This window comes from Acidovorax sp. NO-1 (assembly GCF_000238595.1).
Classification (GTDB): Bacteria; Pseudomonadota; Gammaproteobacteria; order Burkholderiales; family Burkholderiaceae_C; genus Acidovorax.
The window spans coordinates 21,855-31,942 of the sequence record NZ_AGTS01000061.1 but is presented as its reverse complement, the minus strand read 5'-3'; the positions used below and the strand labels follow the sequence as shown (position 1 = coordinate 31,942).

Genomic DNA, 10,088 nt, shown 5'->3' with positions numbered 1-10,088 from the left:
AAGCGCCAGCGGCCAAAAAGACCAAAAATCAGCGGGCCAGCTCTTCACGCACCGCCGCCACCTGGCGGCGCGACACGGCCAGCAGCTCGGTCGATCCTTGCAGTCGCACGGCCCAGCCTTCGCCTTCCTCGGGGTCGTAGTGTTTCTCCAGCGCGCGCACGGCGCGGCGGGCCACCAGCGCGTTGCGGTGAATGCGCAGGAAGCGCGGCGCAAACTTGGCTTCCAGCTCGCTGAGCGAGCCGTCCATGATGTAGCTGCGCGTGGTGGTGCGCACCGTCACGTATTTCTGCTCGGCCTTGAAGTACAGCACCTCGGCCAGGGGCAGGCGTTCGGTGCGGCCGCGGTCCTGGATCAGCAGGGTTTCGCCCTCGGGCACGCTGGCCGCCAGCGTGGGCGCGGCGGGGCGGGTGCTGCGCTGCACCTTGGCCAGGGCCTGCTGCAGGCGTTCGCGGCGCACGGGCTTGGTGAGGTAGTCGGTGGCGTCCAGCTCGAAGGCGCTCACGGCATGGTCGGCGTGGGCCGTGACAAATACCACGGCCGGGGGCTGGGGCAGGGTCTGCAGGGTGTGGGCCAGGGCCAGGCCGTCCTGGCCGGGCATGTGGATGTCCAGCAGCACCAGGTCAAACGCGCGCCCGCCCGTGGGCCCCAGCGCCGCCATGGTTTCGCTGGCGTTGGCGGCCTCAGCCACCGTGATGCGCTGGGCGGGGTCGGCCTGTGCGCAGTCGGACAGCAGCGTGCGCAGGCGGCTGCGGGCCAGTGCTTCGTCGTCAACGATAAGGATGTTCATGGTCGGTGGGGGTGGTGTCTGCGGGAGCTGCCGGGTTCATCACAACGCCGCGGCGAGGGGTGTCGCTGCGGCGCCGGGGGTTGCCGCTGCGCTGGTCGCGGGTTCTGCCTGGGGCGGCCTGGCGGGGTTTGGTGTCGGCCGCGGGCAGGGTGATGCGCACCTGGTACAGGCCGTCCAGCACACCGGCGGTGAACTCGCCCTGCACATCGTGCAGCAGCGCCAGCCGCGCGCGTACATTGGCCAGCGCTATGCCGTGGCCTTTGGTGGTAGATGGCTCGTCGCCGTTGCCGTTCTTTCCGTCCTTGGGCGGCAGGGTGTTGGTGATGCGCACCACCACCCGACTGCCACGCAGCTCCGTCAGCACCCTGAGCTTGCCACCGTGCGCGCTGGGCTCCACGCCGTGCTTGACGGCGTTTTCCACCAGGGGTTGCAGCAGCAGGGGCGGCAGGCGCGCGGTGTCGGTGCGGGGGTCCAGGCTCCACTGCACCTGCAGGCGCTTGCCAAACCGCACCTCTTCAATGGCCAGGTAGCGGCGTGCCAGGGTGATTTCTTCCGCCAGCGTGGTCGACTCGCCCTGCTCGATCAGGGCCACGCGGAACAGGTCCGAGAGGTCTTCCAGCAGCGATTCGGCCTTGGCGGGCTCTTCGCGCACCAGTGCAATGGCGCTGTTGAGGGTGTTGAACAGAAAGTGCGGACGGATGCGCGACTGCAGCTCGGTCAGCCTTGCCGTGGTGGCAGCGGGTGTGCGGCCCCGCGCGCGCAGCACCAGCGCAGCCACCAGCATGGCCGCCAGCAGGGCGCCGGTGGCGGCACTGGCCAGCCAGGGCGCTGAAGCTGGGCGGGCGACCAGGGTCAGCATGCCGCAGGCATAGGCCCCCGCCAGCGCACCCAGCAGCACGCCCGCTGCATACTGCTGCACCATCGACAGGCGCTGCAGCACCGTCTTCAAGCTGCAGGCCGTCACCAGCCACACCAGCGTGGCCGGCAGCGCACCCCCCGTGAGCAACGCCAGCGTGGCCAGCCATTCCACCGGGTTGCTGGCGCTGTACATGGCACCCACGCCCAGCACCAGCTCCACAAACAGCACGGCCCGCAGCACCACGCCCACCTGGCAGGCGTCAAACACCAGCGCCCGCCCGCGCGGCGGCTGGCCGCCCGGCCCTGCGCCCGCAGCAGCCCGCACGCTGCGCGCGCGCCCGTTTGGCGGGGCAGAATCCGGCGGCGGGGGCTGGGTCGATAAAATTTGCGTGTTTTGCATTGCGGCATCCGGGCAGTCCGGGTGTCTGAACCACCGGATTATTGCCCTCCTTATGTCCAAAGCCCAAGCCACCAGCGCCGACTCTGCGCCGTCCCACAATCAGCTCGACACCAAGGCGCAGGCCTGGTCGGCGCTGTTTTCCGAGCCCATGAGCGATCTGGTCAAGCGCTATACATCCAGCGTGTTCTTCGACAAGCGCCTGTGGCAGGCTGATATTGCGGGCAGCCTGGCACATGCCGAGATGCTGGCCGCGCAGGGCATCATCAGCGCGGACGACCACGCCTCCATCCAGCGCGGGATGGCGCAGATCACGTCGGAAATCGAATCCGGCGGCTTCGAATGGAAGCTGGACCTGGAAGACGTGCACCTGAACATCGAAGCGCGCCTGACCCAGCTAGTGGGTGATGCCGGCAAGCGCCTGCACACCGGCCGCAGCCGCAATGACCAGGTGGCCACCGACGTGCGCCTGTGGCTGCGCGGCGAGATTGATCTGATCGGCGACCTGCTCAAAGAGCTGCAGGTGTCGCTGGTGGATGTGGCCGAGCAGAACGTCGAGGTGATCCTGCCCGGCTTCACCCACCTGCAGGTGGCCCAGCCCGTGAGCTTCGGCCACCACATGCTGGCTTATGTGGAGATGTTCAAGCGCGACGCCGAGCGCATGGCCGATGTGCGCCGCCGCACCAACGTGCTGCCCCTGGGCAGCGCGGCGCTGGCGGGAACCACTTACCCGCTGGACCGCGAGCGCGTGGCCAAGAGGCTCGGAATGGACGGCGTATGCCAGAACAGCCTGGACGCCGTGAGCGACCGCGACTTCGCCATCGAATTCACCGCCGCCGCCAGCCTGTGCATGGTGCACGTGAGCCGCCTCTCTGAAGAACTCATCATCTGGATGAGCCAGAACTTCGGCTTCATCAAGATCGCCGACCGCTTCACCACCGGCTCGTCGATCATGCCGCAGAAGAAAAACCCCGACGTGCCCGAACTCGCGCGCGGCAAGACGGGCCGCGTGGTCGGACACCTGATGGGCCTCATCACCCTGATGAAGGGCCAGCCTCTGGCCTACAACAAGGACAACCAGGAAGACAAGGAGCCGCTGTTCGACACGGTGGACACCCTGAAGGACACGCTGCGCATTTTTGCCGAGATGGTGGGCGGCCAGCTGAACCCCGCCACGGGCAAGAAGGAGGGCGGCATCACCGTCAACGCCCAGGCCATGGAGCAGGCCGCGCTCAAGGGTTACGCCACCGCCACCGACCTGGCCGACTACCTGGTCAAAAAGGGCCTGCCCTTCCGCGACGCCCACGAGACCGTGGCCCATGCCGTCAAGGCCGCCACGTCGCACGCGTGTGACCTGTCGGAGCTGCCCCTGGCCGTGCTGCAGGGCTTTCACCCACAGATCGAGAAGGACGTGTATGAGTGCCTGAGCCTGCGCGGCTCGCTCAACGCCCGCAACACGCTGGGCGGCACGGCCCCCGCGCAGGTGCGTGCCCAGCTGGCGCGCCACCGCGCGCGGCTGGCCTGAACCGGCGCTCTTCACTTAAGCTCACAACGTACATCACCACCACCATCCCCCGGAGCCTTGCCATGACGACTTCCCGCCGCCACCTGCTGTCCCGCCTTCTGCGCACGGCCGCTTTCCTGGGGGCCGCACTCACCGTGGGGGTGGCGGCTGCCCAGTCGGCCAAGCCCGTCCGCATCCTGGTGGGGTTCCCTGCCGGCGGCGGCTCGGACGCGATTGCGCGCGCGCTGGCCGACAAGCTCAAGGACCAGCTCGGCGTGCCCGTGGTGGTTGAAAACCGCCCCGGTGCCGGGGGGCAGATCGCAGCGCAGGCGCTCAAGGCGGCCGCGCCCGATGGCACCACGCTGTTCCTCACGCACGACCACACCATCTCCATCCTGCCCCAGGTGGTCAAGAACCCCGGGTTCGATCCCGTGCGGGACTTTGTGCCCGTGGGCGGCTTTGCCACGTTTGTGAACGCGTTTGCAGTGTCCGGCGGCACGCCTGCCAACACATTCACCGAGTACGTGAACTGGGTCAAGACAGCGGGCAGCGGCAAGGGCGCGGTCGGCATTCCCGCACCGGCTTCCACGCCGGAGTTCCTCGTCAAGCTGATCGGGCAGAAGTACCAGCTCGACCTGGTGTCGGCACCCTACCGGGGCAGCGCGCCCATGATCGCCGACATGCTGGGCAACCAGATCAATGCGGGCGTGGCCTCGGTGCAGGATTTCATCGAGAACCACAAGGCCGGCAAGCTGCGTGTGGTGGGCGTGCTCGGCACCAAGCGCCAGGCCGCCATGCCCGATGTGCCCACCTTTGACGAGATGGGCCTCAAGGGCTTTGAAGACCTGCCGTATTACGGCATCTACGCCCCCACCGGCACGCCGCAGAAGTTCATCACCGAGTTCTCCATTGCCCTGTCCAGGGTGGTGGCCATGCCCGACGTGCGCGACCAGCTCACGGCCATGGGCCTCACCGTGGGCTACATGACGCCCCAGCAGCTGGCCACCCGCCAGGCCGACTACACCAAGGCCTGGACGCGCATCATCCAGACCAGCGGCTTCGTGGCGCAGTAAGCCAAGGGGTTTTGAGCCACTGGGCGGGCCCCGTGCCGGTCGCAACCGGCATGGCAAACCGTCGCAGATGTAAAAGATGTGCTGCAGGGGCTGAACTTGCACACAATGGGGTCCTCTGTAGTTGATGGCCCCCTTTGCCTCTGCCCAGCCCATGTACCTGCACCGCACCCCTGCAGCCCGCCTTGGTGCCCTGGCCCGGCGCCTTGCGCTGTCGGGCCTTCTGGCGGCTTCCATCAGCGCGCCCGCGCAGACGGCCTTGCCCGCGGGTTTTTCGCGCTGGCAGGCCAGCATGGATGCGTTTGCCGCGGCCGACCGGCTGCGCCAGCCCCAGCCGGGTGGCGTGCTGTTTGTGGGCAGCTCCAGCATCCGCATGTGGGCCCATCTGTCGCAGGACTTCCAGTCGATGCCCGTGGTCATCAACCGCGGGTTTGGCGGCTCCACCATGGCCGACTGCCACCACCTGGTGCAGCAACTGGTGGTGCAGTACCGGCCGCGCCAGGTGATGGTGTACGCCGGCGACAACGACCTGGCCGAAGGCCGCACCCCGGCGCAGGTACTGGAGAGTTTTGAGGGCTTTGTGCGCGCCGTGCGGGCTGAGCTGCCCGGCGTGCGCATTGGCTACATCTCCATCAAGCCCAGCCCCGCGCGGGCAAACCTGCTGCCCCAGGTGGCCGAAACCAACGCCTTGCTGCGCGCCTATGTGGCCACGCTGCCCCACGCCGACTACATCGACATCTTCACCCCCATGCTGGACGCACACAACGCGCCGCGCCCGGACCTGTACGGACCCGATCGCCTGCACATGAACGCGGCGGGATACGCCGTGTGGCGCGAGGTGATCGGGCCGTACCTCTCCCCGGGTGCGGCAGCGGGCACGCCCACACTGACGGCCACCGCAACACCCCCACCCAGCGGGGCGCACACCGCAGCCGGGCGCTGAAGGCCGGGCCATGCGCCACAGGCTTGCCGACGGAGCGCCTGCTCAGGCCGGCCGGGTGCGCGCCAGGGGCGAAGCGGGCGCCGCAGGGGCAGAGGTGCCACCGGCCTGCGCGCCCGTGGTCAGAACGGTTCCAGGCTCCGGTGCGGGTTGGGTGTCTGGTCCCGTCCGGTCATCGGGCGGGCTTTCGATCCACAACGTGATGCGGGCAACCGTGTACAGCAGGCCAAAACACAGCACCAGCAGCGGAATGTCCAGCGCCCACGGGCGGTTCTGGTCGGCGCCGAGCAGCCCCAGCACCAGCAGCACCACCACCAGATGGGCGCAAAACACGGGCAGCGATGCTGCGCCCAGCGTTTCCAGCCACCGCATGCGCGGCGTGCGCCGGGCCAGGCCCGGGCCGTAGTGCAGGGTCAGGATGACCAGCGCAAACAGGTTGATCACGCGCAGGGGCCCCAGCGACCATTTGTCGAACACCAGGTTCAGCCCCGTGTGATTGCCGAACGGGCTTTGGCCGATGCCGTGGCGCCACACCAGGCACACCAGTGCCAACCCCAGCGCAGCACGCACGGCCCAGGCCGGAAAGGTGAACGCTGGCGCCTTCGGGTCATTGCGGGTGGCGCCCATCCACAGGCCCAGCATCCACAGCAGTTGCCAGCCCCAGGTGTCAAAACTGCCGGTTTCCGAATACGGCACCGGAATGGGCACCACGGCCGATACAGCCTGAAAAGCCCACTGCGACAGTCCGAACTGCGCCAGCAGCCACAGGGCCACACTCACACCCATCACTGGCGCCCAGCCGTGGCGCCAGGCCAGCACCATCACCCAGGGGCTCGCCAGCATGAACAGGATGTACAGCGGCAGGATGTCCAGCAGCGGCGGCGAATACACCAGCAGCAGCCCGTACACCAGCGCGGTGAGCGGCTGCTCCAGGTAGTACGCCATCAGGTTGGTGGCAGCGGGCTGTTCAAAGCGCAGGCCGATGAACGCGATCACGGTGAACAGAAACAACAGCGTGCCCGCCTGGCACGCATAGATCCTGAGCGCGCGGCGCCAGAAGGCCTGGCGCATTTCGTGCACGCCTTTGCGCCAGGCAATGCGGCCGTACACCATGCCCGCCATATAGGCCGAGAGCAACACGAAGCCCTCCGCCGCCGACACGAACCCGAAGGGCTGGCCCAGCGGGGAGGTCAATCGGGAGGGCAGGTGCGTGGCGGTCATCAGGACCAGCATCAGGCCCCGCAGTGCGTCGATCTCCCAGCGGCGGGTGGATGAGGAAGCGGGCATCGGTGGCTGTGGGTGGCAAGCGATTCAGGGGGGCGGTCGGTCGGTCTAAACGGACGCAAGGGTGCGCGCCAGCAACCACGCATCCCGATGACAGCCGCAGGGGCTGCTCCAAAAAGACTGTGGACAGCCCCCAAGGTTCCCGCGGTGGGTGCGTCCCGCACAACTAAAATCTGCATAAAAAAGGCTTACAGCGCTTGTCTGTAAAGCGCTGGAAGCTCATTTTTTGATAGTGACGCGGCGAAAAAGCCCTGTGCGCCAGCCGCGCAGGGCGCGGCTTCACGCGTTACAGCATGGTTTCGCGCTGCTGTTCGGCGCGCGATGCGCCAATGGCCGTTTCCACGTTCTTCACCTCTTCCGGGGGTGGCAGCACGGCGGGCATTCCCAGGGCCTGGATGGACAGCTCACGGCACCAGCCCTTGGTGTGGTACAGGTGGTGGTCTTCGTCTTTTTCCACGGCCTCGTGCGCGGTCTTCAGTGCCTTGCCCAGGTCGCCGGTGGCCACTTCGGCCACTTTGCCCAGCAGCTCCCAGTTGGCGTGGTCCTTGGTTTCTGCGTGCACCACGCACTCGCAGGCCACCAGTTGCGCGGCGTCGGGCGTACCGGTGCGCTGTGCCAGCTGCATGGCCTTCACCAGCGATTCGCCGATGTGTTTGACGACCTGGCGCGTGGGTGTCTGCTGGTTCGGGTCCAGCCCCAGCGTGTCGCACAGGCTGCGCACCACGTTTTGGTGCGTCAGGGTTTCCTCAAGGTACTCCTGCCACTCTTCCTTGAGGTCGGGGTTGATGGCGCAGGCGATGGCGGTGCGGTACACCTGCTCGCCGCCGAGTTCGGTTTCCATCATCTGCAGGACGAGATCGTTGAGCTGCTGGCTGTCATAGCGGGCTTTGGACATGGTGACTCCTTTGGTGAGGGGGTGAAACGGGCGTGAATAATCGGGGGATGAAGGCTTTCAGGCCAGTGTGCGGACCTTGGGTTCGCGGTCCCACTGCCGGGTCTGCGCGGCGGCAATGAAGCCCTGCGTATCCGCGGGGTCCACCACGCCGGCATCGGGCTCGATCCCGCCCGCCTGCAGGATGGCCTGCGTGCCCTTGCACGCCGCGATGGCCTTGAGATGACCGAAGGCGTCGCGGAACCAGTCCACGGCTGCGGCCTCCTTGGCCAGCTTGGCACCCATGTCGGGCGCCAGCACGGAGGCCACGGCGTCAAACACCATCGAGGGGGTGCCCTGCAACTGGCCATCGGCAGGCAGCAGCGTGCCGTCCTTGAGCACGGCGCCACCCACCTTGGGCGCGACGATCTTTACCGTGGCGCCCGTCTTCTCCAGCGCCTTGCGCAAGTTGGCCACCGTGGTGCCATTGCTGCCGTCGGCCACCAGAATGCCCACGCAGCGCCCCTGCAGGGTGGGCTTCATGCGGTCGATGATGCGTGTTGCGGGGGAGGGCGGAAGGTCCTGCACCGGCTCGGCCAGCGGAGGCGGCGGTGGAAGGGCCTGCAATGCCAGCCCGTTGGCCACGCGTTGGGCCAGTTCGGCATCCACATGCAACAACTGGCCCACCACGGCTTCGCGCACATGGAGCGTTTGCACCTTCGACAGCTCAAACACCAGGGCCGACGCCATGTGCGCCTGCTCCAGCGGGCTCTGACTGCGGTAGAACATGCGCGCCTGGCTGTAGTGGTCGGCAAAGCTCTCCGGGCGCACGCGTCCCTTCACGCCGTCATCGGCCTGCGCAAAGTGCCGGAATCCGTGTGCCTGCGAGGCACGCGGTGTGTCGGGCTCCAGGCTGCTGGGCTCGTAGTGCACGCGGCCCTTGGGCACCTGCATCTGCATGTGGCCGTCGCGCTGGTTGTTGTGAAACGGACACTTGGGCGCATTGATCGGAATCTGCGCAAAGTTGGGCCCGCCCAGGCGGGAAAGCTGCGTGTCCAGGTACGAAAACAGCCGGCCCTGCAGCAGCGGGTCGTTGCTGAAGTCGATGCCCGGTGGCACGTTGGCCGGGCAGAAAGCCACCTGCTCGGTTTCGGCAAAAAAGTTGTCGGGCCAGCGGTTGAGCACCATGCGGCCCACGGGTTGCAGGGGCACCAGTTCTTCGGGGATGAGCTTGGTCGGGTCGAGGTGGTCAAACGGAAAGCGCGCTGCGTCTTCCTCGGTGAACAGCTGCACCAGCAGTTCCCACTCGGGGAAGTCGCCCGCCTCGATGGATTCGAACAGGTCACGGCGGTGGAAGTCGTTGTCGGCCGCCTGCAGCTTCAGGGCTTCGTCCCACACGGTGGACTGGATGCCCAGCTTGGGGCGCCAGTGGAACTTGACGAACGTGCTGTCGCCCGCAGCGTTGATGAGGCGGAAGCTGTGCACGCCAAAGCCCTCCATCATGCGCAGGCTGCGCGGGAGGGTGCGGTCGCTCATGGCCCACATCACCATGTGCATGGATTCGGGCATGAGCGAGATGAAATCCCAGAACGTATCGTGCGCGCTGGCGGCCTGGGGAAAGGCGCGGTCGGGCTCCATCTTCACGGCGTGCACCAGGTCGGGGAACTTCATCGCATCCTGGATGAAGAACACCGGGATGTTGTTGCCCACCAGGTCCCAGTTGCCTTCGGGGGTGTAGAACTTGACGGCAAAGCCGCGCACATCACGCGGCGTATCCACCGAGCCTGCGCCACCGGCCACAGTGGAAAACCGGGTGAACACCGGCGTCTGCACGCCCGTTTCGGTGAGCACCTTGGCCGTGGTGTATTTCTTGAGCGAATGCGTGAGTTCAAAGAAGCCGTGGGCTGCCGACCCGCGGGCATGCACGATGCGCTCGGGAATGCGCTCGTGGTCGAAGTGGGTGATCTTCTCGCGCAGGATGAAGTCTTCCAGCAGCCCGGGGCCGCGCGGGGATGCGCGCAGCGAGTTCTGGTTGTCCGCCACCGGGATGCCTTGCTGCGTGGTCAGCACCGGGTGTTTGCCACCGGCCTGCTGCTGCAGTTCACCGGCGTTGCCGCGAAACGTGTCGGACTGGGTGGACGAAGGCGTGGCGGACGGCGATCGGGGTGCCGCGCCGCGCGATGAGGGGGTACGTGCCATGGGCGCTCCTGAGGGTTTTGGAGGGAAATCGAGTGACAAGCCGACATCGTTGGCGAGCAGCCGTTTTCACGAAGTAGGACGCGGCCGTATCAGTGCGTGGTCGCGTTCACCGACATGCGCCGACATGCGCAAAATGCACCCGCCTTGCCGCGCGCCGACCCACCCTGGCAGAACCTGC

At 67.1% G+C, this 10,088-nt stretch carries 8 protein-coding genes; 3 read left to right on the top strand and 5 right to left on the bottom strand.

Annotated elements, in window-relative coordinates; genetic code table 11:
- Nucleotides 1-28 precede the first annotated feature (28 nt).
- Together KYG_RS06720 and KYG_RS06715 are read right to left on the bottom strand one after the other, a co-directional pair.
- A complete protein-coding gene (locus KYG_RS06720; protein ID WP_008904097.1) occupies nt 29-787 on the bottom strand; it encodes a LytTR family DNA-binding domain-containing protein in 759 nt (252 codons plus the stop codon).
- A complete protein-coding gene (locus KYG_RS06715) occupies nt 768-2,045 on the bottom strand; it encodes a sensor histidine kinase (protein WP_008904096.1) in 1,278 nt (425 codons plus the stop codon). The genes KYG_RS06720 and KYG_RS06715 overlap by 20 nt, the downstream gene beginning before the upstream one ends.
- Nucleotides 2,046-2,097: 52 nt before the next feature.
- On the opposite strand from KYG_RS06715, the gene argH reads away from it, so the two are divergent.
- The 3 genes from argH (at nt 2,098) to KYG_RS06700 (ending at nt 5,559) form a co-directional block, all read left to right on the top strand.
- Nucleotides 2,098-3,567 (top strand): argininosuccinate lyase, encoded by a 1,470-nt coding sequence (argH, locus tag KYG_RS06710; protein ID WP_008904095.1) that lies wholly within the window; start codon nt 2,098-2,100, stop codon nt 3,565-3,567.
- A 62-nt stretch (nt 3,568-3,629) separates the two neighbouring features.
- Nucleotides 3,630-4,619, top strand: coding sequence for a Bug family tripartite tricarboxylate transporter substrate binding protein (locus KYG_RS06705; RefSeq protein ID WP_008904094.1), 990 nt, complete (start codon nt 3,630-3,632; stop codon nt 4,617-4,619).
- 151 nt (nt 4,620-4,770) lie between these two features.
- A complete protein-coding gene (locus KYG_RS06700) occupies nt 4,771-5,559 on the top strand; it encodes an SGNH/GDSL hydrolase family protein (protein ID WP_139019312.1) in 789 nt (262 codons plus the stop codon).
- Between the two features lie 42 nt (nt 5,560-5,601).
- On the opposite strand, the gene KYG_RS06695 is transcribed toward KYG_RS06700, so the two are convergent.
- The 3 genes from KYG_RS06695 to KYG_RS06685 all read right to left on the bottom strand — a co-directional run bounded on the left by KYG_RS06695 (nt 5,602) and on the right by KYG_RS06685 (nt 9,910).
- Nucleotides 5,602-6,843: an OpgC domain-containing protein gene (locus KYG_RS06695; RefSeq protein WP_008904092.1), complete on the bottom strand. Its 1,242-nt coding sequence runs from the start codon at nt 6,841-6,843 to the stop codon at nt 5,602-5,604.
- Between the two features lie 283 nt (nt 6,844-7,126).
- Entirely contained in the window at nt 7,127-7,735 is a 609-nt protein-coding gene (locus KYG_RS06690) for a hypothetical protein (RefSeq protein WP_008904091.1), read from the bottom strand.
- A gap of 57 nt (nt 7,736-7,792) precedes the next feature.
- Complete coding sequence (locus KYG_RS06685) at nt 7,793-9,910, bottom strand: catalase (RefSeq protein ID WP_008904090.1); 2,118 nt, start codon at nt 9,908-9,910, stop codon at nt 7,793-7,795.
- Nucleotides 9,911-10,088: the final 178 nt, after the last annotated feature.